Annotated in this window: 25 protein-coding genes, 1 tRNA gene and 1 pseudogene; 9 read left to right on the plus strand and 18 right to left on the minus strand. The window is 70.1% G+C overall.

The window, feature by feature from the left end; genetic code table 11:
- Nucleotides 1-134: 134 nt before the first annotated feature.
- Nucleotides 135-692 carry a YceI family protein gene (locus LX16_RS05945; RefSeq protein WP_147134272.1) on the minus strand — a complete coding sequence of 186 codons (558 nt, stop codon included), beginning with the start codon at nucleotides 690-692 and terminating at the stop codon, nucleotides 135-137.
- A gap of 94 nt (nucleotides 693-786) precedes the next feature.
- Between LX16_RS05945 and LX16_RS05950 the strand changes: the two genes are divergently transcribed.
- The 3 genes from LX16_RS05950 to LX16_RS27390 all read left to right on the plus strand — a co-directional run bounded on the left by LX16_RS05950 (nucleotide 787) and on the right by LX16_RS27390 (nucleotide 2,974).
- Nucleotides 787-1,257, plus strand: coding sequence for a MarR family winged helix-turn-helix transcriptional regulator (locus LX16_RS05950; protein ID WP_147134275.1), 471 nt, complete (start codon nucleotides 787-789; stop codon nucleotides 1,255-1,257).
- Between the two features lie 417 nt (nucleotides 1,258-1,674).
- On the plus strand, nucleotides 1,675-2,634 hold the full coding sequence (locus LX16_RS05955) for an NAD-dependent epimerase/dehydratase family protein (protein ID WP_147134278.1): 960 nt from the start codon (nucleotides 1,675-1,677) through the stop codon (nucleotides 2,632-2,634).
- A gap of 70 nt (nucleotides 2,635-2,704) precedes the next feature.
- On the plus strand, nucleotides 2,705-2,974 hold the full coding sequence (locus LX16_RS27390) for a hypothetical protein (RefSeq protein ID WP_244615690.1): 270 nt from the start codon (nucleotides 2,705-2,707) through the stop codon (nucleotides 2,972-2,974).
- On the opposite strand, the pseudogene LX16_RS27395 reads toward LX16_RS27390, so the two are convergent.
- The 7 genes and pseudogenes from LX16_RS27395 to LX16_RS05990 all read right to left on the minus strand — a co-directional run.
- Nucleotides 2,872-3,258, minus strand: a pseudogene (locus LX16_RS27395) (GNAT family N-acetyltransferase); the annotation flags it as partial. The gene LX16_RS27390 and the pseudogene LX16_RS27395 sit on opposite strands and share 103 nt — an antisense overlap.
- Before the next feature lie 115 nt (nucleotides 3,259-3,373).
- Nucleotides 3,374-3,447, minus strand: a tRNA-Gly gene (locus LX16_RS05965).
- A gap of 65 nt (nucleotides 3,448-3,512) precedes the next feature.
- On the minus strand, nucleotides 3,513-4,037 hold the full coding sequence (gene pyrE / locus LX16_RS05970; RefSeq protein WP_147134281.1) for an orotate phosphoribosyltransferase: 525 nt from the start codon (nucleotides 4,035-4,037) through the stop codon (nucleotides 3,513-3,515).
- Nucleotides 4,038-4,131: 94 nt separating this feature from the next.
- Nucleotides 4,132-4,980 (minus strand): phytanoyl-CoA dioxygenase family protein, encoded by an 849-nt coding sequence (locus LX16_RS05975; protein ID WP_147134284.1) that lies wholly within the window; start codon nucleotides 4,978-4,980, stop codon nucleotides 4,132-4,134.
- Nucleotides 4,981-5,129: 149 nt separating this feature from the next.
- Nucleotides 5,130-6,719 (minus strand): serine/threonine protein kinase, encoded by a 1,590-nt coding sequence (locus LX16_RS05980; protein ID WP_147134287.1) that lies wholly within the window; start codon nucleotides 6,717-6,719, stop codon nucleotides 5,130-5,132.
- A gap of 148 nt (nucleotides 6,720-6,867) precedes the next feature.
- Nucleotides 6,868-7,338: a ribose-5-phosphate isomerase gene (locus LX16_RS05985; RefSeq protein WP_147134290.1), complete on the minus strand. Its 471-nt coding sequence runs from the start codon at nucleotides 7,336-7,338 to the stop codon at nucleotides 6,868-6,870.
- 8 nt (nucleotides 7,339-7,346) lie between these two features.
- Nucleotides 7,347-8,543: a DUF1015 family protein gene (locus LX16_RS05990; protein WP_147134294.1), complete on the minus strand. Its 1,197-nt coding sequence runs from the start codon at nucleotides 8,541-8,543 to the stop codon at nucleotides 7,347-7,349.
- Nucleotides 8,544-8,652: 109 nt separating this feature from the next.
- Between LX16_RS05990 and pepN the strand changes: the two genes are divergently transcribed.
- Nucleotides 8,653-11,190, plus strand: coding sequence for an aminopeptidase N (gene pepN, locus LX16_RS05995; protein WP_147134296.1), 2,538 nt, complete (start codon nucleotides 8,653-8,655; stop codon nucleotides 11,188-11,190).
- 63 nt (nucleotides 11,191-11,253) lie between these two features.
- Here pepN and LX16_RS06000 read toward each other — a convergent pair whose 3' ends face one another.
- Entirely contained in the window at nucleotides 11,254-12,519 is a 1,266-nt protein-coding gene (locus tag LX16_RS06000; protein ID WP_147134299.1) for an ATP-binding protein, read from the minus strand.
- 314 nt (nucleotides 12,520-12,833) lie between these two features.
- On the opposite strand from LX16_RS06000, the gene LX16_RS06005 reads away from it, so the two are divergent.
- Complete coding sequence (locus LX16_RS06005; protein ID WP_147134302.1) at nucleotides 12,834-13,376, plus strand: DUF1697 domain-containing protein; 543 nt, start codon at nucleotides 12,834-12,836, stop codon at nucleotides 13,374-13,376.
- 83 nt (nucleotides 13,377-13,459) lie between these two features.
- On the plus strand, nucleotides 13,460-13,915 hold the full coding sequence (locus tag LX16_RS06010) for an SUKH-4 family immunity protein (RefSeq protein ID WP_147134305.1): 456 nt from the start codon (nucleotides 13,460-13,462) through the stop codon (nucleotides 13,913-13,915).
- Between the two features lie 62 nt (nucleotides 13,916-13,977).
- On the opposite strand, the gene LX16_RS06015 is transcribed toward LX16_RS06010, so the two are convergent.
- The 3 genes from LX16_RS06015 to hrcA form a co-directional block, all read right to left on the minus strand.
- Nucleotides 13,978-14,340, minus strand: coding sequence for a histidine triad nucleotide-binding protein (locus tag LX16_RS06015; RefSeq protein ID WP_345740677.1), 363 nt, complete (start codon nucleotides 14,338-14,340; stop codon nucleotides 13,978-13,980).
- Nucleotides 14,341-14,422: 82 nt separating this feature from the next.
- Nucleotides 14,423-15,562: a molecular chaperone DnaJ gene (dnaJ, locus tag LX16_RS06020; RefSeq protein WP_345740713.1), complete on the minus strand. Its 1,140-nt coding sequence runs from the start codon at nucleotides 15,560-15,562 to the stop codon at nucleotides 14,423-14,425.
- Nucleotides 15,563-15,607: 45 nt separating this feature from the next.
- Nucleotides 15,608-16,630 carry a heat-inducible transcriptional repressor HrcA gene (hrcA, locus tag LX16_RS06025; RefSeq protein WP_147137104.1) on the minus strand — a complete coding sequence of 341 codons (1,023 nt, stop codon included), beginning with the start codon at nucleotides 16,628-16,630 and terminating at the stop codon, nucleotides 15,608-15,610.
- A gap of 138 nt (nucleotides 16,631-16,768) precedes the next feature.
- On the opposite strand from hrcA, the gene LX16_RS06030 reads away from it, so the two are divergent.
- On the plus strand, nucleotides 16,769-17,320 hold the full coding sequence (locus LX16_RS06030) for a DUF4870 domain-containing protein (RefSeq protein WP_158645499.1): 552 nt from the start codon (nucleotides 16,769-16,771) through the stop codon (nucleotides 17,318-17,320).
- Between the two features lie 67 nt (nucleotides 17,321-17,387).
- Here LX16_RS06030 and LX16_RS06035 read toward each other — a convergent pair whose 3' ends face one another.
- On the minus strand, nucleotides 17,388-18,545 hold the full coding sequence (locus LX16_RS06035) for a CapA family protein (RefSeq protein WP_147134317.1): 1,158 nt from the start codon (nucleotides 18,543-18,545) through the stop codon (nucleotides 17,388-17,390).
- Between the two features lie 43 nt (nucleotides 18,546-18,588).
- Entirely contained in the window at nucleotides 18,589-19,809 is a 1,221-nt protein-coding gene (hemW, locus tag LX16_RS06040; protein ID WP_211354305.1) for a radical SAM family heme chaperone HemW, read from the minus strand.
- A 19-nt stretch (nucleotides 19,810-19,828) separates the two neighbouring features.
- On the opposite strand from hemW, the gene LX16_RS06045 reads away from it, so the two are divergent.
- Together LX16_RS06045 and LX16_RS06050 are read left to right on the plus strand one after the other, a co-directional pair.
- Complete coding sequence (locus LX16_RS06045) at nucleotides 19,829-20,608, plus strand: enoyl-CoA hydratase-related protein (RefSeq protein ID WP_147134323.1); 780 nt, start codon at nucleotides 19,829-19,831, stop codon at nucleotides 20,606-20,608.
- A gap of 141 nt (nucleotides 20,609-20,749) precedes the next feature.
- Entirely contained in the window at nucleotides 20,750-21,583 is an 834-nt protein-coding gene (locus LX16_RS06050; RefSeq protein ID WP_147134326.1) for a hypothetical protein, read from the plus strand.
- Here LX16_RS06050 and LX16_RS06055 read toward each other — a convergent pair whose 3' ends face one another.
- The 4 genes from LX16_RS06055 to LX16_RS06065 all read right to left on the minus strand — a co-directional run bounded on the left by LX16_RS06055 (nucleotide 21,584) and on the right by LX16_RS06065 (nucleotide 24,363).
- Nucleotides 21,584-22,552 (minus strand): phosphotransferase, encoded by a 969-nt coding sequence (locus tag LX16_RS06055; RefSeq protein ID WP_147134328.1) that lies wholly within the window; start codon nucleotides 22,550-22,552, stop codon nucleotides 21,584-21,586. It lies immediately after the preceding gene.
- Nucleotides 22,553-22,624: 72 nt separating this feature from the next.
- On the minus strand, nucleotides 22,625-23,077 hold the full coding sequence (locus LX16_RS06060) for a DUF6346 domain-containing protein (RefSeq protein ID WP_147134331.1): 453 nt from the start codon (nucleotides 23,075-23,077) through the stop codon (nucleotides 22,625-22,627).
- A gap of 25 nt (nucleotides 23,078-23,102) precedes the next feature.
- Nucleotides 23,103-23,246 carry a hypothetical protein gene (locus LX16_RS26505; protein WP_158645500.1) on the minus strand — a complete coding sequence of 48 codons (144 nt, stop codon included), beginning with the start codon at nucleotides 23,244-23,246 and terminating at the stop codon, nucleotides 23,103-23,105.
- Between the two features lie 19 nt (nucleotides 23,247-23,265).
- Complete coding sequence (locus tag LX16_RS06065; RefSeq protein WP_147134335.1) at nucleotides 23,266-24,363, minus strand: winged helix DNA-binding domain-containing protein; 1,098 nt, start codon at nucleotides 24,361-24,363, stop codon at nucleotides 23,266-23,268.
- Nucleotides 24,364-24,369 lie beyond the last annotated feature (6 nt).

A 24,369-nucleotide genomic window follows, 5' to 3' on the forward strand; every position in this document is an offset into this window, starting at 1 on the left:
TCTGCCGACGGCCGGCCGGAATCGTCAGTGCCGTCACAGCCCCCACTTCCGTGAGGACGTCATCGTTCGGCATGACGTCCGTCATGCGGGCGCGGCCGCCGTGTCACCACGGCGGCCGCCGCACCGATGCCGGATCAGGCGCTCTTGATCGCGGAGACGTCGAATTCCAGGGTGATCTTCTCGGAGACCAGCACCCCGCCGGTCTCCAGCGCGGCGTTGAAGTTCACGCCGAAGTCACTGCGGTTGAGGGACGCCTTGCCCTCGAAGCCGACGCGCTGGTTGCCGTACGGGTCCTGGGAGGCACCGATGTACTCGAAGGCGATGGTGATCGGCTTGGTGACGCCCTTGATCGTCAGGTCACCCGTCATCTTGTAGTCGGTCTCGTCGATCTGCTCGACGCCGGTGGACTTGAAGGTGATGGTCGGGTAGGTGGGGGCGTCGAAGAAGTCGTTGTTGCGCAGGTGCGCGTCACGCTGTTCGTTGCGCGTGTCGACGCTGGCCACCTGGATCGTCACCTCGGCGGTGGAGTTGGCGGGGTTGTCGAAGTCGAGGCGGCCGGTCCCCTCGAACTCGGTGAATCCACCGCGGACCTTGGTCACCATGGCGTGGCGGGCGGTGAAGCCGAGCCGGCTGTGGGACGGGTCGAGCGTGTAGACGCCGGTCAGAGCGGGGTCGAGGATGGTCGAGGTCATGTGAGGTCACTCCCGTGGGATCGCGATACTTGCTGATGCGTCAGCAAATATAGCAAATAATGCTGACGTGTCAACAACCCGGTAGGATCGACACATGACCGAACCCCGCTGGCTCGACGACCGGGAGCAGTGCGCGTGGCGCGCCTATCAACACATGCAACGGGACCTGGCCGCGGCCCTCGAACGACAACTGACCCGGGACTCCGCCCTCTCCGGGGCCGACTACGAGCTGCTGGTCGTGCTGTCGGAGACCGAGGGGCACCGACTGCGCGCCAGGGAACTCCGCAACGCCGTCCGCTGGGACCGCAGCCGCCTCGCGCACCAGGTCCGCCGGATGGAGAACCGTGGACTGCTCCGCCGGACCGAATGCGAGACCGACGCGCGCGGCACCATGGTCGAGTTGACCGACGCCGGGCGGGCCGCCATCGAGGCCGCCGCCCCCGGACACGTCGAGACCGTCCGCCGGTACTTCGTCGACCTGCTCGACGCCGAGGAGACGGCGACGCTGCGCGCGGTGGCCGAGCGGGTCGTACGACGCATCCACGCCGATGACGAGGAATGCTGACCCCTCCCCCGTTCGGCGCGATCACACCGGCCCCCGCAGTCACTCCGCCTCACGTGTTCGGTCGGTAGGTCAACCCAAGGGCCACGCCCGGCTGGCCGAAGAGAGTGCGCGATTCGCCCTTCCGGCGACTGTTCACTTCCGCCACGGAGGCTTACAGTGGACTACAACCCGGTACCTCCCCCGGGACGACCAGCCGCAACCGGTCGGAGGCGATCACCCGCGACGCCTCGACAGCCGTAACACATAGACTTCATCACCAGGTTCGTCCGTGAGCCGGGCATCTCCCGGACGGACCGCCCTCACCGGCACGGTCCTCCAACAGCGGGCCGGTGGGACATGGCCTGGGATGGAAGGGCTCGAGACCTTTCGTCCCAGGCCCTTTACGTGCCCGGGTGGCGGGCCGTACAGTCACCCCTCATGCGCATCCTGATCCTCGGCGGCACCTCCTTCGTCGGCCGCGCCATCGGTGAGGCCGCCCTCCGCCACGGCGCCCACCTCACCCTCTTCACCCGGGGCCGCACCGGAACCGACCTGTTCCCCGAGGCGACCCGCCTGACCGGCGACCGCGACACCGACGACTACCGGTCGCTGCGCGAGGGCGAGTGGGACGCTGTCGTGGACGTGAGCGGCTACGTGCCGCGCCACGTCGCGGGCGCCGTCGAGGCACTGGGCGACCGGGTCGGACGCCACGTCTTCATCTCCAGCCACGCCGTCTACCGCCGGGAGGGCGTCGAGGGTGAGTCCGACGAGTCCACGCCGCTGCGCCCCGAACGCCGCGACACCGAGGAACTGACCGAGGACACCTACGGCCCGCTCAAGGTCGCGTGCGAGTCCGACCTGCGGGCCGCCTACGGCGACCGGTCGAGCGTCGTCCGTTGCGGCCGGGTCGCGGGCCCGCACGACAACCAGGACGCGTTCACGTACTGGGTGCGCCGCGCCTCGCTGGGCGGCCGGGTCGCACTGCCGGGTGTCCCGGAGCAACCGGTCCAGGTAGTCGACTCCCGAGACGTCGCCGAACTGGTGCTGCGGCTGATAGAGACCGGCCGGGGAGGCGCGTTCAACGCCAGCGGACCGGCCGAACCGACCACCCTCGGTGGCCTGATCCACACCTGCGCCGAGGCGGCCGGCACCGAGGTGGAGGTCGTACCGGTGCCCGTCGAGGCGGCGCCGTTCCTGTTCCCGCTGGTGCGCCGGGAGTCGATGTGGTCGACGCAACGCCGCAGCAGCGCCAGGGCCCGCGCCGCCGGGATGCCCGCGACACCGCTGGCGGTGACGGCGGCCGACGTCCTGGCGTGGGACCGCGAACGCGGCCTTCCACCGCTGGCACACGGTTTCACCGCCGAACAGGAGGCCGCGCTGCTGGCCGCCCACGCCTGACGCGCCGACCGGGCCGGGTCCGTCCGAGGGACGCGTTAACCGCCTGGTCGGCGCCTCCGTCCTCCGGGATGTGCCCGGACGCGCCCGCCACTGGGCGCGGGTGATCTCGTACCAGACCTCACCGTGTTCGGTGCCGGGCAGCGGGTCGTCGAACTCCTCGTGGAAGGTGCGGACGTACCGCAGCCCGCACTTCTCCATCACCCGCCGGGACGCCCGGTTGACCGACATGGTCTGCGCGGTGACCCGGTCGGCCGCCAGGTCCGTGAACGCCAGATCCACCAGCGCCGTCCCGCCCTCGGTCGCCAACCCACCGCCCCAGGCGTCGCGGCGCAACCGGTAACCCAGGCTCGGTGACGCGAGGTCGTCCCCGTCGGGACGCAGCCCGAACCAGCCGACGAACCGGCCGGTGTGGTCCTCGACCACGAGACGGCCGTGCCCCGGCCGGCGACGGTGCTCCGCGATCAGCTCCTCGATCTCGGCGGCGACCGCCTCCCGGGACGGCGGACGCCGATCCAGGTACCGCATGACTCCGGGATCGGCGTTCAAGGCGACGCACCGGTCCACGTCGTCGCGGGTGATGGGCCGAAGCGTCAGCCGGGCGGTACACAGTCGGAGATCGTCCACGCCGGGAGGCTATCGGCGCCCCGACCGGGCCGCCACCGCGTTTCACCACGGCGCGGCGTCGGCACGACCGTCGCAAAGGGAAACCCCAGGCCGGTTCCGGCCTGGGGTTCCGTCGTGGAGCGGATGACGGGAATCGAACCCGCGTAATCAGTTTGGAAGACTGAGGCTCTACCATTGAGCTACATCCGCCTTGCCGTCGCGAGACGGCGGTATACAGATTAACCGGCCCGTCACGGCCGCCGCCACCGGGTATGTCACTCCGCCGCACTCTTGAGCTCCGTCATGGTGAACAGCGCGGTCAGGTCCACCCCCTCGGCGGCCAACGCGGCCTGGCCACCGGCCTGTCGGTCGATGACGCACAATGCCCGCGCCACCGTCGCGCCCTCGTCTCGCAACTGTCCCGCCGAGGCCGCCACCTGGCCTCCCGACGTCACGACGTCCTCGACTATCAGCAGCCGCCGCCCCGCGACGTCACCGCCCTCGGCCAGTCGCCGGGTGCCGTAGGTCTTGGCGGTCTTGCGGACGAACACCGCCGGGATCCCCGTCACCCGCGACAGCGCGACCGCGATCGGCACACCGCCCAGTTCCAGTCCGGCGAGAGCGTCGACCCCGTCGCCCACCAGCGGCGCCAGCGCCTCGGCGATGTCGTGGAGGAGCACCGGGTCGGACTCGAACCGGTACTTGTCGAAGTACTCGGCGGCCACCGCGCCCGAGCGCAGTGTGAACTCACCGGTCAGGTGTGCGGTGCGGAAGATACGGGCGGCCAGCGATGCGGACATGACCGTTGAGGTTAGCCGGTCGGGGGCCGGATACGCCGCCGGGCGACCCGCCGTCGTGGCGGGTCGCCCGGGGATGGTGCGCGTCGGGACCGGGTCACGCCTTCAGCGGCGGGTTGTCCGGGTTGAAGAGGTCGCGCTCGGCCAGCCAGTTGTACAGCGGCACGTCCTTGGGGTAGTGGCCCCACTGGTGGTCGCCGTCGCCGTTCCCGAACGCGCCCAGCAGCTGCTTCTGGACGTCGTCGAGGTCGTTCCACCACGGCTGGTTCGGCAGGTCGGCGACCTCGTCGCGGATGTGGATCCAGCGCGGCAGGTAGCCGAGGAAGACCACCTTGCGCGTGAAGTCGGAGTAGTTGTTCGACCGGGCGTGCCAGATGCGGCGGTCGAAGAAGATCGCGTCACCGGGTTCGGCGGTGACCTCGATGGCGCCCTCGGGGTCGGGCCACTCCATGTTGCGGTTCGGCGGCCCCTGGATCCAGTTGGTCAGGTGGCTGCCCGGGACGACCTTGAGGTTGCCGCGGCCGGGTTCGGACACGTCCGACAGCCAGTAGGCCACCTTCACCGAGACGCGGGGGCGCGGGTCGGTCTCCAGTTCGCGGTTCTGGCGTCCGCCGTCCTGGTGCCATTCGAAGCGCGGCGGCTTCTGGACCCGGATCGGGGGGTGGACGTCGAAATGCGAGTGGTAAATGTGGATGTTCCATCCGATCATTTCCCAGACGAACGGAAACGTCTTCGGGTGGTTGATCAGACCCGCCAATTCGTGGCAGTTGGTGACAGCGCTGAGCTTGTGCAGCGAGCCGTCGATTCCGAGGTTTCCGGCCGCCTTCTCACGGTCGTACGCCCGGTCGATCGCGGCGCTGTAGTGCGCCACCTCATCGGGGTTCAGAACGCCTTTGAGCATGATGTACCCGTCGCGCTCGAAAGCCTCGCGCTGTTCGGGAGTCATCCTCACATCTTGTGTCAGCGTACTCACGCTTTGTGCCTTCCGGGAGGGGATGTCCGGTGAATAGACCGCGGAAATGCGATTCTACGTTGCCTCGTGAAGCCACCGGTTCTCGGTGATTCATACCACGTCACGGCGTGTCGCCGAAACGGTCACAACAGGTTCTTCAACCAATTGATCGCATTGGCGATGAATGCGACATTGCTGAGGAAACCGATACCGGTGACGACCAGGAATACACCGGCCGCCAAATGCGACAGACGGGCCGTTCTACGGTTTCGTTTGAACAATCGCACCAACACGAGAGTGCCGACGAGACGCGCCATCGCGAACACCGCCCCCGCCACGACGAGCACGAGGACGAAGTACAGCACCAGCGGCAACATGTTGTCCCGTTGGTTGGCGAACGCCCACACACCCCAGCAGATGAACGCGAACACCGCGCCGACGATGGAGAACTCACCGCCGCCGGACAGGGCCGCCAGCTTGCCGTCGGGGCCGCGCCACGGCCTGCGCGGCTCGGCGGGCCGCTGTGGGGCCGGCTCGTGCACGGTGGTGGCCGGTTCGGCGCGCGGCCGGGTCGGCACCGCCACGCCACGCCCGTACCGGTTCCCGGGTGGGGCGGCGGGCGAGACCGAGGCGGTCGCCATGATCGTCGCGGTGCGGGGGGTGGCGTCGGCCGAGGCGGCGCCGCCCAGTCGCATCGTCTGCGGAAGTCGACCGGTCGCCGCGAGCAGATCCGGTGCGGTGGCGGGTTCGCGGTGGTCGGGGGCCGGCGGCCGCCGGGTCGCCGCGCTGGGTGCGCCGCCCCAGTCCACGCCGATGTCGGGGGTGTCGGCGGCACGCATCAGCGTCGCCAGCTCTCCGATCCAGTGGTCCAGGTGCGAGGTCGGCGGCCGGTCCCGCGGGTCGTCGGACAACGGGGCGAGCAGGTGGTCGCGCAGCCGGGGGTTGGCCTCCACGACCGGATGCCGCCGCAACGCGGACACGCTCGGGGAGTCGCCGGTGGCGGACTCGATGCGCGGCTGCGTCCCGGTCACCAGGTAGAACGCGACGGCGCCGAAGCCGTGGACGTCGTAGGACGGCCCCACCCGTCCGGCGCGGGCCTCCGGCCCGGCCGCCTCGGGTGTGTAGGAGATGGTCGTCATGTGCGTCGGCTGCGAGTAACGGGCACCGGTGAAGTCGATGACCCGGGCCTCACCCGACGGCATGACGATCACATTGGACGGTTTGATGTCCATGTGGAGGGCCGGGTGGATGTCGGGCGAGTTCGGGCGGTGCATGGCGTCCAGCACCCCCGCGATCGTCCGCAGCACCGAGATCGCCTGCACCCGCGGGTGCGAGGGGTTCCGCAGCAGTTGCTTGAGGTCGCTGCCCGGCAGGTACTCCAACACCTGGTACGGGACCAGGTTGGTGGCGGCGGGGGCGTCCGGCCGGTGCGGCGGCGGCCCGTAGAACGCGTCGATGCGGCGGCAGATCCCCGTGACGCCCCGGCTGTCCAGGTCCATGTGGACGGCGTCGCCCTTGTCCCACGAACGGTACTGGGCCTCCAGCGGCCGCTGCCGGTCCGGCCGGAACACCTTCAGGCTGACCGGCGCCGAGGAGATGCCCCCCGACTGCCGGACCGCCTTGTACACGTCCGCCTGACCGCCCGAACCCAGCCGCGACAGCAGCCGGAAACTCTTGCTCGACTCCGGGAGCGGATCGGCCGGACCGCACACGAGGTCCAGGGTTTCCGCCATGCTGCCTCCCACTGCGCCGATCGTCCGGACATCAAGACTAGCCCCGGCGGGCCAACACGAACCGGGACGAACCGGCGCGGACCGTCCGACCCGCCCATACCTCCCGGACGCCCGGGACCGGCACGGCGGGTGACCGGCGCACCGGTGGTCAGTCGTTCAGCGGCGGCAACTCCCCGGTCCGCTCGTATTCGGTGAGTTGCCCGATGCGCCGCGCGTGACGCTTCTCGCCCGAGAACGGCACGGCGAGAAACTCCGTCACGATCGCTACGGCCTCCGCCTCGGAGTGCATCCGCGCGCCGACACCGATCAGGTTGGCGTCGTTGTGCTCCCGCGCCAGCCGGGCGGTCTCGGGGCTCCACGCCAACGCCGCCCGGGCGCCGGGCACCTTGTTGGCGGCGATCTGCTCGCCGTTGCCGGAGCCGCCCATCACGACGCCGAGACTGCCGGGATCGGCGACCACCGCGGCGGCGGTCGCCAGGCAGTACGGCGGGTAGTCGTCTTGGGCGTCGAACGCGTGCGGACCGATGTCTACGACGTCGTGCCCCTGCGACGCCAGGTGGCGCGCCAACGCTCCCTTGAGCTCGTATCCGGCGTGATCACTGCCGAGGTAGACCCGCATGCCGGACATCATCGCAGGTCCGCGAGGACCAGGCCCGCCCGGGCTTTGGGTGTGAACCAGGTGCTCTTGCGGGGCAGCTTGAGCCGTTCGAGGTTCACAAAGATGAAGTCCTCCACCGACACCGGTGCGATGAGGACGGCCGCGACCGCCCCACCGGAGTCGACCTGTTCCGCCAGCCAGCCCGGCGGATAGTCGCCTCCGACGTAGGTGATGCGGGGGTCGCCGGCGTCCATCGCCAGCACCTCCCGGAACACCACGGCCTCGACACGGGCGTGATCGAGCCGGTCCACGACGGTGCCGGTCCCCTCGGGAAGCCGCACCGCGTAGGTGGTGCCCTCGGTGTACAGGTGGACGACTCCCGGCTCGGCGGGGGTGTCCAGCGGCCCGGACACGGTGGTCACCGTGGCACCGCGGCGGGTCAACGCGTCGGCCAGCTCGCCACCGGTGATCGGCATCCGGTTCAGCAACCGGTGGTACGGCTGGATAGTCACGGACTCGGGGGTGGTCACGACCGCCAGGAAACGCGGCAGCCCGCCGACCTGCGCCGCCAGCGAACGGTGGTTGCCGTCGGCGACGATCAGCTCGCCACCGCCCGCCAACTCGCACAACCGGTCCTGCTGCGGCCCGGCCGGGACCGGCCAGATCTCGTGGCGGCGGCCCTGCGGGTCGACGTCGGTCACGGCGGGCGGTCCCGCGCACGCCTCGGTCAGCGCCGCCTGCAGTTCCTCCACCTTGGCGTTCTGCACCAGCAGCACCGGCGACAACAGGTGGCCGAGCCGTTCGTTGAGGGCGGCGCGCTGCCGCACCTTCTCGATGAACACGTCCTCGTTGCGGATGACGCGCCCGGGCTCCTCCGCGGAGGTGGAGATCTCGTCGGTGTCGACCATGCAGAACAGCCCGTACGCGGTGTGTCCGTCGTCACCGCTGATGCGGTACGCGACCACCACCTGTGACGCGGGGGCGAACCGGCCCGTCTCCTGGAGCGCGGAGAGCCGCTCGACGGCGGCGGGCAGCGCCGCGGTGAAGTCGAGGCCGGCGGCGCGGGCCTCCGGTGTGCGGTCGGGCATCTCCACGGCCAGCATGGACGTGGGATTGGCCTCGATGATGCGCGTGATCTTCGACTCGTCGGCGAACTCGTCGTAGTTCTGCGCGCCGGTGCCTCCGGTGGACAACCAGGCCTGTTCTATCGGGTGTGCTGCGGTCACCGCTAGAGAGTAACCAAGTCCGATACCCGGCCGGGCAACCCCGCGTCTGACCACCCGACATGCCACACTCGGCAGACAGCCAAACACGATTACCCAAGGGAGCTGCACCGTGGCGGACACCCATATCCTCACCCAGACCGACGCGGCAGAACGTGCCCGCCTGCTTCACGTCGACTCCTACGACGTCGCGTTGGATCTCACCGCCGGTGACAAGACCTTCATCTCCCGCTCGCTGGTCAGGTTCAACTGCACCGAACCGGGTGCCGACAGCTTCATCGAGATCGCCGCCGAGAACATCCGGTCGGCCACACTCAACGGCGTCGCCCTGGACACCGGCACCTACACCCGACAGACCGGGATCGCCCTGCCCGGCCTGGCCGCCGAGAACGAACTGGAGGTGGTGGCCGAGTGCCGCTACTCGTCCAGCGGCCAGGGCCTGCACCGGATGACCGACCGGGCCGACGGGGAGAGCTACCTGTACAGCCAGTTCGAGGTCTCCGACGCCCAGCAGATGTACGCGTGCTTCGACCAGCCCGACCTGAAGGCGCACTTCACGCTCACCGTCACGATGCCCGAGCACTGGCGCGCCATCTCGAACATGCCCGCCGACTCCGAGTCCGTGGAGGACGGCGCGAAGACCGTGGTGTTCCAGAAGGCACCGCGCATGAGCACCTACATCACGGCCCTGTGCGCCGGCCCGTACCACGAGGTCACCACCGAGCACGACGGCATCACGCTGGGGCTCTACTGTCGTCAGTCGATGAAGCAGTACCTGGAACCGGATCCGGTGTTCGAGATCACCCGCCAGGGTTTCGACCACTTCCACGAGGCATTCGGTGTGCGGTACCCGCTTCCCAAGTACGACCAGGTGTTCGCGCCCGAGTACAACATGGGCGCGATGGAGAACTTCGGCTGCGTCACGATCGCGGAGTCGTCGTACCTGTTCCGTTCCCAGGTCACCGACTTCGAACGCGAACAGCTCGCCAACGTGATCCTGCACGAGATGGCCCACATGTGGTTCGGTGACCTGGTGACCATGCGGTGGTGGGACGACCTGTGGCTCAACGAGTCCTTCGCCGAGTGGGCGTCGCACTGGGCCAATGTGGAGGCCACCCGTTACTCCGGCGCGTGGACGACGTTCCTGTCGCTGCGCAAGAACTGGGGTTACCGGCAGGACCAGTTGCCGACCACGCACCCGGTCTACACCGCGATGCCCGACGTCGAAGCGGTGGCCACGAACTTCGACGGCATCACCTACGCCAAGGGCGCCAGCATCCTCAAGCAGTTGGTGGCCTATGTGGGCATCGAACCGTTCAAGCAGGGCCTGTCGGACTACTTCCAGAAGCACCAGTGGGGCAACGCGACCTTCGACGACCTGTTGGGCGCGCTGGAGGCCGCCTCGGGCCGCGAACTGCGCGAGTTCGCCGACACCTGGCTGGCGACCGCCGGCGTCAGCACGCTCCGGCCGGAACTGACAGTGGACGACGACGGCGTGTACACCGGCTTCGCGGTACTGCAGGAGGTCTCGCCGGACTACCCGACGCTGCGCACCCACCGCATCGGAGTCGGCCTGTACAACCTGGTCGACGGACGACTGGTCCGCACCGACCGGGTGGAGATCGACGTCACCGGGGAACGCACCGAGGTGCCCGAACTGGTCGGCAGGACCCGTCCCGACGTGCTGCTGCTCAACGACGACGACCTCACGTACTGCAAACTGCGGCTCGACCCGGAGTCGATGGCGAACGTCGTCACCCACATCACCGCGTTCACCGACTCGCTGCCCCGGGCGCTGTGCTGGACCGCCGCGTGGGACATGCTGCGCGACGGTGAACTCGCCGCCCGCGACTACCTGCGGATGGCCTTCGCCGGCCTGCCCGGCGAGACCGACATCAACCTGGTCGCCACCGCGCAACGCCAGTTGCCGACCGCGCTGAGCTACGCCGACCCGGCGGTGACCGCCGAACTGCGGGAGGAACTGGCCCGGACCGCCAGGCGGATCATGTCGGACGCCACCCCCGGCGGCGACCTGCAGCGCTCGTGGGCGCGCACCTTCGCCGGTGCGGCCCGGTCGGACGAGGACCTCGCGACACTGCGCGGCTGGCTGGAGGGCACCGGCGTCCCCGAGGGCCTCGCGATCGACACCGACATGCGGTGGGGCCTGGTCGTCGGGCTGGTCGCGTTGGGAGCGCTGCCGGAGTCGGCCGTAGACGCCGAACTGGCGCGGGACGACACCGCCGACGGTGAGCGCCTGTCGCTGATCGCCCGTGCCGCCGTGCCGACCGCGCAGGCGAAGGCGGAGGCGTGGCAGCGCATCACCGAGGAGGACGACCTCCCCAACTACGCGCGGCGGTCGCTCCTGACCGGCTTCTACCACCCCGACCAGCTGGAACTGTTGCGGCCCTATGTCGGCCGGTTCCTGGAGGCGGTCCCCCGGGTGTGGGAACGGCTGGCGACCGAGCAGGCCATCGAGTTCATCAGCCTGGGATACCCGCGTGTCGTGATCGACTCGTCCACTCTGGAGGCGACCGACGCCTGGCTCGGCGATCCGGCTCACACCGGTGCGATGCGGCGAGGCGTCCTGGAGGGCCGCGACGACATCGCGCGCGCCCTGCGCGCCCGTGCCCGGGACGCCCAGGCGGGCTGACCGGCCGGAACACGGCGGCGGGGCCGGGCGACACGCCCGGCCCCGCCGTTCCGTTCACCCCGGTCACGGCCGGGCCGGCAACCGCCGGTGCCCCCACAGCGCCGACAGCGGAAGCGCCAGGATGCCGTCTCCGAACGACACGCTCTGTGAACCCAGGTGCAACAGGATTCCCGCCCGGAACCGCTCCCCCAGGCGGTCCCGCAACCAGCGCAGACCAGCGGCACCGGCGGCGGTCGGCGACGCGGTCGCCTTCACCTCGATGCCGACCACCCCTCCGTCGGGCGCCTCCAGGATGAAGTCGATCTCTCTGCCGTCGGCGGCACGAAGGTGCGACAAGGTGATCCGCGCCCGGGTGTTGGCGATCGCCTTGACGAGTTCGGTGGCCACGAAGGTCTCCAGCAGCGGGCCGAGCAGCGGGTCACCCGGGGTCGCGATCCGGTCGCGTTCGGCACCCATCAGGTGCGCGGCCAGGCCCGAATCCGAGGGGTACAACTTGGGACTCTTCGTCAGCCTGACACTCAGCCGGTTCGACCACGCCGGGACCCGCAGCGTCAGATACACCATGTCCAGATAAGACAGATAGTTCCGGGTGGTCTCCCGGCTGGTGTCGATGCCACGGGCGAGGTTGGCCGTCATACTGATCCCACCCGAGTGCGCGGCTATCAACGCGAGCAGACGCGGCAGCGCCTCGGCGTGCGCCACCGATGCGAAGTCCCGGATGTCGCGGTTGATGACCGTGGTCAGGTAACCGTCGTACCAGGCGCCGCGCGCGACATCCGACCTCAGCGAGAGCGGCTCGGGGAAACCGCCGGCCAGGACGACGTCCAGGTATTCGTCGCGCCGCCAATCCGATTCCCGGGCGAACGCCGCGGCGTCGGAGAACATCGCCGCCGGGAATCCGCCGGCGTCACCGGTCCGCTCGGCCATACTGAACGGCCACAGGTCCACGAAGACCGCTCGCCCGGCCAGCGACTCGGACAGGTGGGGAACGGTGAGGAAGCGGCTGGAGCCCGACAGGATGAAGCGGCCCGGCCGGGTGTCTTCATCGACGACGATCTTTATGGCCCGCACCAAGGCGTCTCCACCACGCTGCACCTCGTCGATCAACCGCGGCGAAGCGCCGTAACGCGCGAATGTCAACGGGTCGTCCCTGGCGGCCTGCCGGTTGGTCTCGTCATCGAGGCTTCGATAAGCGGTACCGTCGCGGCCTTGGAACTGCCGCAACAAGGTGGTCTTGCCGGACTGCCGGGGACCTCCGATGATCACGACCCGCAGTTCGGTGGTCAATTCCGTGACCAGCGGCTGCACCGCGCGCGTTATCAAGCTCATCGAGGTCCTCATGTGCCGTCGTTCCGTCAGCGACGGGTCCATGCTAGCCGCTGAGCCTGAAATGTGGCAGGTGACTTTCCGGAAATCCGACAGGTCGGTTGCCGGAAATCCGGCAGGTGACTTGCCGGATTTCCGAAAGGTGAGGTGTCGGAATCCGCATGGCCACGTCACATTCCGGCGCGAACCGCCGTCGAGGCGCGTGACGGAGACGGTGCGGCGTACCGGCGCGGCACGCACCGGCCCCGTCGGGCGGCGCAGTGGAGCAGTAGGTTCGGGGACGGCCCGTAGGGGTGTCGCGCGACGGAGGAGGGTGAATGCGGTATCTGGCGTTGCTCAGAGGCGTCAACGTGGGTGGGCACAACAAGCTGCCGATGGCGGAACTGCGTGCGCTGTGCGGTGAGCTGGGCTGGCGGAACGTCGGCACCTATATCCAGTCCGGCAACGTGGTGTTCGACGCGGACGGGTCCACCGCACGGGTCCGGGACGACCTGGCGTCCGGAATCGCCGAACGCTTCGGGTTCCGGCCCGCCGTCGTACTGCGCGACGTCGCGGGACTCGACGCCGCGATGGCCGCCAACCCGTTCACCGACCGGGATCTCGATCCGGCGAAGCTCACGGTCACCTTCCTGGCGGAGCCGGTGCCCGAGTCGGTGCGGGCCGCCGTGACCGTACCCCCGGGGCTTCCGGAGCAGGCCGCCGCGACCCGCACCGAACTGTACGTCTACTACCCCGACGGCATGGGCCGGTCGAAACTCGACCGCTCGCCGTTCTGGAAACCGCTGGCGGGAACGGTGACCACCACCCGCAACTGGCGCACCGTCCTGAAACTGCGCGACATGCTGGCGGCGGTGGACTGAACCGCCACCGGGCTCGCGGAGCCGGCCTTGGCGGCATCCGACGCGGTGCGGAGACGGCAACGCGGCGCCGCTAGGCTGCCGCCATGCCGTTGAGCGACACCGACATCAGCACCGCGCTCACCGACGACGCCCATCTGGGGGCGCCGTACCCGGGCCGCTGGAACGTCCCGCCGTATCCCGACGTGGACCTCGCGGGCGGCACCGGTGCGGTGGTCGCCGACGATCCCGGTATCAGCGTGCTGGCAGTCGACCGGGCCGACGGCCGCCTCCTGCTCGTCACCGACGACGGCGTCCACCCCGTCAACGGCTCACTGTCCGCGTTCGTCGCCTGCGCCCGCGAGTACCTGGAGGCCCGGGACGCCGTCACCGAGATCGAGGACGAGGGCGACGCGGAGTGGGACGAGGACGGTGAGGAGGACGCCGTCGCACAGATCGGCCTGGATCTCCACCGCAGATTCGAGGCCATCGACCCGGTGGCGGTCGCGGACGAGAACGACTTCTGGGCGGTGGCCGCCGAGGAGCTCGGCTACGGCATGTGACCGCCGCGCGGACGTCTTACGCCCAGGCCGCCAGGACCTCGTCCGGCCCCCACACCAGATCGCTACTCCTGCGGCTCGGTGAGCATCGGGCCGAGCGGCCGGCCGGCCAGGATGTGGAGGTGTGCGTGCATGACCTCCTGGCCCGAGTCGGGGCCGGTGTTGAACAGCAGCCGGTAACCGGCGTCGGCGAACTCCTGGGCGACGGCGATCTCGCCCGCCTCCCGAAGCAGTTCACCGGCCAGCCGCGGGTCGTCCCGCGCCATGTCGAAGGCGGTGTCGTAGTGCCGCTTGGGGATGACCAGGATGTGCTGCGGAGCCTTGGGATCGATGTCCCTGAACGCCAGGACCTCCTCGGCGTCGGCCACGACGGTGGCCGGAACGTCTCCGGCGACGATCTTGCAGAACAGACAGTCGGTCATCCCCACATGTTACGTACCCGCCACGAGACGTCCCGGAAACGCCCGCCGCCCCGGAACGCGCCGGATCCGAGGCGGTGTGGGCGCCGGGTCAGCCGTGTCCGTTGAACGCGTCCCGCATCCGGGAGAAGAAGCCGTTGCCCTTGGAGGTCTCCACGATGTCCTCGCCGCGCATCTCGGCCAGCTCGTGCAACAGCCGCTCCTGTTCCGCGTCGAGTTTGGTGGGTGTGCGGATGTCCAGGTGCACGTAGAGGTCGCCCCGCACGTCGCCACCGCGCAACACCGGCACCCCGGCGCCCCGGATCCGCAGCGTGGAGCCCGGTTGCGTACCGGCGTGCACGTCGATCTGCTCTTCGCCGTCCAACGTCGTGACCGTGAGCCGGGTGCCCAGCGCGGCCGCCGTCATCGGCAGCTTCAGCTTGCAGTGCAGGTCGTCGCCCTCCCGCGTGAAGACGTCGTGCGGTTTCTCCCGGATCTCCACGTATAGGTCGCCGGGCGGCCCGGCACCGGGGCCCACCTCGCCCTGACCGGCCAAGCGGATGCGCATCCCGTTCTCGACGCCCGGCGGGATCTTCACCGTCATCTTGCGCCGGGTGGGGACCCTGCCCTCGCCGCCACACTTGGCGCACGGGCGAGTGATCACGGTACCGAAACCGCTGCACGTCGGGCAGGGACGCGCCGTGACCACCTGACCGAGGATCGTCCGCTGCACGCTCTGCACCTCACCGGCGCCCGCGCAGGTGTCACAGGTGACCGGCTGCGAACCGTCGGCGGTGCCCACGCCCTCGCAGCTGCTGCACACCACGGCCGTGTCGACCGTGATCGGGGTCTCCATCCCGAACGCGGCCTCCTTGAGTTCCAGGTCCAGTCGCAGCACCGCGTCGGATCCGGGCCGCTTCCGCGAACGCGGCCCCCTGGCCGCTCCGCCCATGCCGCCGCCGAAGAAGGCGTCCATGATGTCCTGGAACCCCATGAACGGCCCGGCGGCACCCGCCCCGCCACCGCCGCCACCGGCGGCCAACGGGTCACCGCCGAGGTCGACGATCTGCCGCTTCTGCGGGTCCGACAACACCTCGAACGCGGCGTTGATCTCCTTGAACTTCTCCTGCGCCTCCGGGGCCGGATTGACGTCGGGGTGGAACTCCCGCGCCAGTTTGCGGTACGCCCGTTTGAGGTCGTCCGGCGTGGCGTCGCGCGCGACGCCGAGAATCGCGTAATAGTCCTTGGCCACGTGTGCTCTCGATGTCATTCGAAGGATTGGGAAGTTCCACGGCGGTCAGTTCTGCGCCAGGATCTCGCTGACGTACCTCGCCACCGTACGCACCGCCGCGATGGTACCGGGGTAGTCCATTCTGGTCGGGCCGACGACGCCGAGACCGCCGACGACGGATCCAGCCGGACCATACCCGGTGCTGACCACCGAGGTACCGTCCAAGCCGACGATGTCGTTCTCCTCACCGATGGTGATGCGCAGTGTGGCTCCGGAGTCGATCTCGCCGAGCAGTTTCAGCAGTACGACCTCCTCCTCCAGCGCCTCCAGGATGGGACGCAGCGAACCGGAGAAGTCGAGGGCGTGCCGGGTCAGGTTGGCGGTACCCGCGAGCGCGATGCGTTCCTCACCGCGTTCCACCAACGTCTCCAACAGCACCGTGGACAGCGTAGTCATCGCGGGCCGCAACTGCGGCGACGACTCGTCCACCAGCGCCTGGATCTCCATCGGCGTCTCGGTGAGCCGCACCCCCACGAGCTTGTCGTTGACCAGCGACCGAAGTGTCAGCACGTCCTCGTCGGAGACGTCGGCCGGGAAGTCCACGATCCGCTGTTCGACCCGGCCGGTGTCGGTGATCATCACCAGCATCAACCGGCCCGGCGCGAGCCTGACCAGTTCGAGGTGCCTGACGCTGGAACGCGACAGGCTCGGGTACTGGACCACGGCGACCTGCCTGGTCAGTTGCGCCAACAGCCGCACCGTGCGGTGGACGACGTCGTTGAGGTCCACGGCCTCGTCGAGGAAGCGGTGGACGGCGCGCCGTTCGGCGGCCGTCAACGGCTTGATCTTGCTGAGCCGGTCCACGAACAACCGGTACCCCTTGTTGGTGGGTACCCGGCCCGCGCTGGTGTGCGGCTGCCGGATGTACCCCTCCTCCTCGAGGAAGGCCATGTCGTTGCGGATGGTCGCCGAGGACACGCCGAGGGCGTGCCGGCTCACGAGCGACTTCGATCCGACCGGCTCCTGGGTGAGGACGTAGTCCTCGACAATGGCACGCAGCACGTCGAGCCGACGATCACCCATCGACATCGCGTAGACCACCTCCAGGGGCTCGGCGGGTTCTGGCACTCAAAGCTGTCGAGTGCCAAGCCTACCCGGTCAGCGCGCGGCGACTCCGGGGCGCGGTGCCACCTGTGAGGGATGCGCACGGGAAGTAGCGTGAAGGATGTGACCTATCCGCACCACCACTACGACTCCTCGCCGCCCGACCCGGGGTCGTACGGTCAGTACCAGGGATACCCCGACGGCGGCTACATCCCGCCCGGGTACCCGCCGCCGGGCCACCCGCCGTACGGTGCCTACCAGCAACCCGGCTACGGCGGTATCACGCCGCAGGAGCTCAGCGACGCCGCCACCGCGAACTACCTCGGCCTGGCCTGCCTGCTCAGCCCCGCCTTCGGCTGGATCGGCGCACTCGTCTACCGCAACAACGCCGGCGAGCGCTCGCAGTTCGTGCGTTCCAGCGCCACCAACGCGTTGAACTTCCACCTGTCGATCCTGGTCTACCTCGTCGCCGGCTTCATCGGAATGTGCGCGGTCTCGGTGATCCTCGGCGTGCTGACCCCCGACGGGGTCGGTTTCCTGGTGTGGTTCCTGGTGGTCCCGCTGGTGCTGGGACTGCTGATATGGCAGATCGTCGCGAGCTGCGTCGGCGCGGCACACGCCAACCGCGGCGAGGTGTTCCGGTATCCGGGTGCAATCCGGATGGTGAAGAACTGACGGGGTCCATCCGGATGGTCAAGAACTGACGGGTGCGATCCGGATGGTGAAGAACCGGCCGGTCGGCTCAGTCCTGTGGCACGAGCAGGCCGCCGGAGGGGTCGACGGTGACGCCCGCCGGGCCGAAGTCGGCGGCCAACTCGTTGAAGTCGGCGAAGGCGCCGCCGGAGGGGTCGGACACCGGGTAGCCTCCGTCGACCATGTGGGTCGCCGTAACCGATCCGGTGACGAACTCGCCGTCGGCGGTCGTCGTGACCTTCAATACGGCGCCCCGCCCGAGGGCGCCCTCCGAGGCGAGGACACCGTAACCGGCGAAGTTGCCCAGGCTGTGCGCGATGATCCTGCCCTTGTAGAACTCGATGCCGCGCAGCACGTGGGGACCGTGCCCGATCACCAGGTCCGCACCCGCGTCCACGGCGGTGTGCCCCACCTGGAGGGAGTCGCCGCGCGACTCCCCGTAGAACTCCTCGGGCGCGCCCGTGACGTGTCGCGCGTCGGTGCCCTCCGCGCCGATGTGCATGCTGAGGACCACGACGTCGGCGCGGGCGTCGGCCGCCGACACCAAGGCCGACACCGCCTGGAGGTCCAGCAGGTTCGTGTAGAAGTCGTACGCGGCGACTCCCACGACCGCGACGGTGACGCCGTCGTCGGTCTCCAACTCGGTGATCTCGCCCTTCATGCCCGAGAGCGGGATCCCGACCGCCGCCAACGCGTCCCTGGTGTCGGTCACCCCCGCGGGGCCGGCATCGTAGCCGTGGTTGTTGGCGATGTTGAGGACGTCGAATCCGGCGTCGGCGAGGATCGGCGCGTACTCCGGCGGCATCCGGATGTACTCGCACGCGGTGTCGTCGACGCACTTGGAGAAGTCGCTGCGGGTCGACAGCGGGCCCTCCAGGTTGCCGAACACGACGTCGCCGGTGAGTTCGTCCGCGACGCCGTCGAAGAAGCCCTCGCCGCCACCGGGCGGCAGCGCGTGGGGGTGGTCGCCCATGATCGTGTCACCGACCGCCGCGAGGTCCACGGTCGTCGCGACCGGGTCGTCCGGGTCGGTGTCGGCGACCGGTGAGGGGCCGGCCCCCGGAGACAGCGTCGCCGTGGCGGGGCCGGGCGCGACCAGCGCCATGGCCGAGACGATCACGGCGAGCGTCGCGACGACGACGCCGGCGATCATGACGGCCGGGTGGCGGAGGACGTCGGGCAGAGAGGAGTAGAGGGGACGGTTCATGCGGGCCTCACGCGGGGGGGTGTCGCAGGGGCGGGGGCCGCGGTCAGTCCAGGAGGTCCCGCACCACCGCGTCGGCCAGCAACCGACCGCGCAGAGTCAGCCGGAGTAGGCCGCTGGACAGGGCGCCGGTGTCCAGAAGGCCGTCGGCGGCCAACCGCGTGGCGGCGGCCGGGCCACGGCCCTGTAGCGACGTTACCGGCATTCCGTCGGCCAGTCGCGACCTCAACAGCAGATCTTCCACATATCGTTGGTCCGCCGTGAGGATCTCGCGACCTTGCGCCGGGGACAGCCCCTGTGCCAGTCGCTCACCGTAACGCGACGGATGCTTGACGTTCCACCAGCGCACGCCTGCGATGTGACTATGCGCACCCGGGCCGAAACCCCACCAGTCGCCGCCGGTCCAGTACAGCAGGTTGTGGCGGCACCGTGCCGCGTCGTCGCGCGCCCAGTTCGACACCTCGTACCAGGTCAGGCCCGCCGCCGACAGGACCTCCTCCGCCATCAGGTAGCGGTCGGCGGCGACGTCGTCGCTGGGCCGGGGCAGGTCACCGCGCCGGACCTTCGCCGCGAGGGCCGTGCCGTCCTCCACGATGAGGGAGTACGCCGACACGTGATCCACGCCGGTGCCGACGGCGGCGTGGAGGCTCGCGGCGAAGTCCTCGGGCCGTTCGCCGGGGGTCCCGTAGATGAGGTCGAGGTTGACGTGGTCGAATCCGGCGTCCCGTGCCTCGGCCACCGCTTCCAACGCCCTACCCGGGGTGTGGCGGCGGTCGAGGGTCGCCAGGACGCCCGGCGCCGTGGACTGCATCCCCAGTGACACCCGGTTGAACCCGCCGGCGCGCAGCCGGCGCAGATAGTCCGGATCGACCGACTCGGGGTTGGCCTCGGTGGTGATCTCGGCGTCGGGGGCGAGTCCGAACGCGGCGTCGATCTCGGCGACGACGCCCGACAACGCCTCCGGCGTCAACAGGGTGGGCGTACCTCCGCCGAAGAACACCGTCGACACCTTCGGGACGGCGCCGCCCACGACACGCCGGGCCAGGGCGATCTCCCGGCCGACCAGGGCCGCGTAGTCGTCGCGGGTGACACCGCCGCCCAGCTCGGCGGCCGTGTAGGTGTTGAAGTCGCAGTACCCGCAGCGGGACGCGCAGAACGGAACGTGCACATAGACACCGAAACCGCGCTCTCCGGCCCCGGCCAGTGCCGACTCGGGCAACCGGCCGTCGTCGGGAGCGGGTTCACCGTCTGGCAAAGCGGAAGGCACGGGTATTACGGTACGTCCCATGCAAGAGGACAACCCAGACGAGTTGGTCACATACACCGTGGACCGGGGTGTGGCCACCGTGACGCTGAACAGCGACGCCAACCGCAACGCCCTGTCCACACCGTTGATGCGGCAGCTCCTGGACCGGTTCTCCGCCGCCGCGGAGGACCCGCTGGTGAGGGTCGTGGTGTTGAGCCACGCGGGGCGGGTGTTCTGCTCCGGCGCCGACCTGAAGGAGACCGCCGCCGCCCGGGAGGCCGGTGAGGTCCCGGCGGCGCTGCTGACCGACGTGCTCGCCGCGATGTGGGAGTTCGACAAACCGGTCGTGGCGCGGGTCGCGGGACCGGCCCGGGCGGGCGGCCTGGGGCTGATCGCGGCCGCCGACATCGCGGTGTGCGCGGCGGAGGCCACGTTCGCGTTCACCGAGGTGCGCATCGGGGTCGTCCCGGCCGTGATCTCGGCGACGGTGCTTCCGAGGTTGCGTCCGCGTGACGCCGCGGAGTTCTACCTGACCGGGGCGGTGTTCGACGGCCGCCGGGCCGAGTCGATCGGCCTGGTGACCCGCGCGGTCCCCGCCGTGGACGTCGACATCGCCGTCGCCGGTTACGCCGAGGACCTGGTCCGGGGTGCTCCCGGTGCGCTCGCGGGCGCGAAACGCCTACTGCGCGCCGGACGGGACGACATCCGCACGGAACTGTCGGGGCTGGCGAAGCTGTCCGCGGAGTACTTCCTGTCCGAGGAGGGCCGGGAGGGTGTCGCGGCGTATGCCGAGAAGCGGGATCCCGCCTGGCTGCCGTGACGTGACCTGTCGCGTCCGCCGGGCCGCCGAACTGCGACGACGCCGAGGCGTCCACAGTCGGTGACCCTGCGTGCCCGAGGGGTTCGCCGCCGGTGCGTACTATCGAAGTCGGTCTGCGGCAACCAATCGAGAGGACGGCGTATGCGGGTTCGCCACGTACTTGTCACCGCCGGGGTGCTCGCCACTACGGCGGCCCTGACGGCCGGCTGTGGTGACTTCTCGGATTTCGGCTCGTACCAGAGGGACTGCACGATCACCGTCGGTGAACAGTCGGTCAACCTCGACGAGGAACAGGCCGCGAACGCGGCGACGGTCACCGCGGTCGGTCTGCGCCGGGGCATCTCCGACCGGGGCCTGGTCGTGGCGTTGGCGACGGCCTGGCAGGAGTCCAAACTGCACAACATCGACTACGGCGACCGGGATTCGCTGGGGCTGTTCCAGCAGCGGCCGAGTCAGGGGTGGGGTACCGAGGAGCAGATCATGGATCCCCGGTACGCGGCCGAGGTGTTCTACGACCACCTGGAACGGGTGCCCGGCTGGGAGGACATGCGGGTGACCGACGCGGCGCAGGCGGTGCAGCGCAGCGCCTACCCGGAGGAGTACGAGCAGTGGGCCGACGACTCGCAGATCATGGTGTCGGCCTACACCGGCAGCGCCGACGGGGCGTTGAGCTGCCGGGCCGTCGAGGACGGTGAGACCCGGTCGGCGACCGTGGCGGCGTTGTCGCAGTCGCTTCGCCACGACTGGGGTGAGGACACCATCTACACCGAGGACGGCGCGAAGCTGTCGGTGCCGGTCAACACCCCGCAGGACGGCTGGCGGTACGCGGCCTGGCTGGTCGCGCACTCCCACGGCCACGGCGTGACCACCGTGGAGTACGACGGCACGACGTGGCGGGCGGAGGCCGGGAAGTGGGCGGCGTCCGAATCGGAGTCGAAGGATCCGCACCGGGTGATCGCCACGGTGACCGGCTGATCAGTCCCTGGGGAACAACCGCTCCCAACGGGACAGTGCCGCCGTGAACTCCGGCAGGCGGTGCAGCCGTTCGGCGGCGGTCTCGCCCACGGCGGGATCGTGGCCGGGGGCGGGGTCGGTGTCGGCGGTCAACCGATCCGTGAGACGGCCCAGCATGAGGCCCATCCGGCGGGCGAGGAGACCCGGTCCGGGTGGCAGGGCCGGTCCGCCGGCGGCACGGTACGCCCTCACCGTGCGGACGATCCGTTCCGGGTCGGGCCTTCCGCCGGCCATCGCGAAGTTCAACGCCCCGTGCGCCAGGACGAGCGGCGCGCTGTCGGGGCCGGACTGGTCCCAGTCCACCAGGAGCGGCCCCTCGGCGGTGACGACGACGTTCCACGGTTCCACGTCGGGGTGGCTGACCGCGTAGGGGCCGAACCGGGCGAACGCGGCCTCCACGTCGTCCATGACCCCCCACAGCAACGGAAGCCGCTCGGCCAGCGGACCCGCCCACGGCCGCCCGGCACGACGGCCCCGCTCCAGCCACACGGTCCACCTGTCGCGGTCGGCCGTGCCGTACCACAGCGGTGCCGGTGTGGCGGTCTCCACCGGCCGGATCCGGTGCACGGCGGCCAGAACACCACCCAACCATCCACTCAGGTCGGGTGCCGGACCGGTCGCCGCCTCCACCCACTCGTGAACGGTGACCGGTCCGAGGTCACCGACCGGCGCGGCCGTCACCATCGCGGTGTCGAACGGGAGTACCGGTGCGGGCATGGGGATCCCGGCGCGGTGGGCCGCCAACTCGAACCGCATGCCGTCGGCGGTCCGGTCGTCCCGGTGGCCCAGCCGTTTGACGAAGTACGTGCCCTCGTCGGTGGTGAGCCGCCACGTCGGAAAACCCGGCCTGCCGCCGGTGGCCCGGACCTCGATCACCGACCGCCCGACCGGGAACCGTTCCACGATCTCCGCCAGCGCCACCACCGTCATTCCGGCAGCCTACCGGCGACCCGACTCACGGTGCGGCGGCGAGGATCCGGGCGAAGGACGCGCCGGGCCGGGTCAGCGGCCGCTGCGCAGCAGGCCCCGGAACCCGAACACCAGCAGGATCGCGCCACCGACCAGTCCCACGCCGGTCGCCAGTGTGGCCCAACCGTTCTCGGGGACGTCGGCGCGCGTCCAACTGTCGGAGAACCGTCCGGCGTTGACCATCGGGAAGCTGCCGCCCACGTCGTCCGGGGTGAAGTGGGAACCGCCCATCACCTGGTCGTAGCGGTCACCGGACTCGGTCTCGATGGTGACGTCGCACCGCCACCAGTAGCCCACGCCGGACAGTCCGAGCGGGCCGACCTCCTCGCAGTGTTCGACCATGGCGGTGGCGTGCGCGCGGTCCGACAGGTCCGCGCCCTGCATGCCGCCACGGAAGTTCATCGCCGTCCATCCGCCGACCGCCAGCACCACCCCGGCCAGGATGGGTAGCAGAACCGGTGTCTTGTCCGCGCCACCTGCCGCCATGGCAGCCGATGGTAGCCAATCCGGGTCACCGGCGGTCGCCGGGCGGGCTCGGCGGTTCGCCGGTCGGCAGGCCCATGCCCACGATGGACACCGCGTCGGTGCCCGTCAGCCGCAGGATCGGCATGGCCTTGTCGACCGACTCCCCTGCGCCCCGGCCGGGGCGTCGCACCGAGGTGACCGCGGAGGGCTCAGTGGAACTCGATGCGGGTCTCCGACTCGGGCGCGGCGAACCGGGCCAGCTCCTCGAGGCGGGCCACGAGTTCGTCGGTGCCGCCACTCGTCAACTCCGCGAACGGTTCGACCCACAGCCGGGTGAGGTCACGGCTCCGGTCGGCCCGCCACGCCCCGGCCACCCGGCCGTCCACGAGGTACGTGCCGCGGATGACCGCGTTGGGACCGAACGCCCGTTTCTCCTCCGCCTTGCCCATGACGCGGCTCTTGTCGGCGTGGCTGAGCAGCAGGTTGTCGAACGGCCCCACCAGCGTCACCGGTACCGGCGTGTCCGGGTCGGGCAGCGCGGTGCCCGCCACGTCGAAGAGTTCGCGGCCGTCGGGGTCGCGGTACACCGTCAACCGGTCTCCCAGCCGGGTGAACAGTTCCCGGGTGCGGGTCAGGGAGGACCATCTCTGGAAGTCCGCCACGCTCGCCGGGCCGAAGGCCGCCAGGTACCGCAGCAGCAGTTCGGTCGCGGGTGGCTCGGACTCCTCGGGACGGTCCAACCACTGCGCCGCCCACGCGTACCGCAGGCCACCGCCCTCGCCCCACACGCCGCGCGGCGGCACCTGCACCAGCGGGATGAGACACCGCAGCCCGTACGCCAGCGAGTTCCCCTCGTAACCGGGGAACCGGGCGGCGAGCCGCTCGGCGATCTCGTCGTTGTGCAGCGGGCCGTCCGCCAACAGGTCTCGCCCGGCCTGCGCGAGTTCCCCGGGGTCCACTCCGACGATCTTGCGACCGTTCTGGCTGCCGTTGAACAGTGTCCGGGTCAGGAACGGCTGGATGAGCGCCCGCAGCGGCATGCAGTCCTCGGCCCCGATGAGGTGGATGGTGCCGCGCATCAGCACCACCCGCACCACCGACCGGTCGCGCAGCGCCGAGGTCAGTTCCGCCTGCCGGAACCCCTCGATCCTGGTCCACAACTGGTAGTAGGGCGGGTCGCCGAGTTGGGCCTGCAATCCGAGTAGGCGCGCGGTCATCCGTTGCGGCGTGGTGCGGGTCCTGCGCAGCAGTCCCTGCCGGTCGAGCAGCGCCCGGTTCAGGGCGCGGCGGCTCAGCGTCGTCTGCATGTTCAC

The sequence above is a fragment of the Stackebrandtia albiflava genome, from assembly GCF_007994225.1.
Taxonomy (GTDB): domain Bacteria; phylum Actinomycetota; class Actinomycetes; order Mycobacteriales; family Micromonosporaceae; genus Stackebrandtia; species Stackebrandtia albiflava.